This is a genomic window from uncultured Mycobacterium sp., from assembly GCF_964249325.1.
GTDB lineage: Bacteria > Actinomycetota > Actinomycetes > Mycobacteriales > Mycobacteriaceae > Mycobacterium.
This window is the reverse complement of sequence record NZ_CAXUCH010000397.1, coordinates 1,825-2,345: the sequence shown is the minus strand read 5'-3', so window position 1 is coordinate 2,345 and position 521 is coordinate 1,825. Positions and strand designations below refer to the sequence as shown.

General features: G+C 72.6%; 1 pseudogene (running past one end of the window). It reads left to right on the top strand.

The annotated features are described in order from the left end of the window. Positions 1 to 521 (top strand): annotated as a pseudogene (locus tag ACFE99_RS25045) (tRNA (adenosine(37)-N6)-dimethylallyltransferase) (its annotated part continues 97 nt past the right edge of the window); the annotation flags it as partial.

Here is a 521-nt window from a genome sequence, read left to right as displayed (position 1 = left end):
CGGCTCGACAACTGGGCGTTCGCGGCAACCGACGCACAGGTGCGCGCCAAATGGGAGCGGCGGCTCGCCGAGGTCGGCGCGGCCCGGCTGCACGCCGAGCTGGCCAGCCGCGACCCGGCCGCCGCGGAGTCGATCCTGCCCACCGACGGGCGGCGCATCGTGCGGGCGCTCGAGGTCGTCGAGCTCACCGGGCAACCGTTTGCCGCATCGGCGCCGGCCATCGGCGCGCCGCGCTGGGACACCGCCATCGTCGGATTGGATTGCGACACTTCGGCTCTCGACGAGCGGCTGGCCAGGCGCACCGACTCCATGTTCGAGCAGGGTCTCGTCGACGAAGTGACCGGATTACTGGACCGCGGCCTGCGCGACGGCGTCACCGCTTCACGTGCGCTCGGCTACGCGCAGGTGATCGCTGCCCTCGATGCCGGCGGAACACCGGAGTTGCTCGACGACGCCCGCCGGCAGACCGTCATCGGCACCCGCCGCTATGTGCGGCGGCAGCGGTCCTGGTTTCGCCGCGA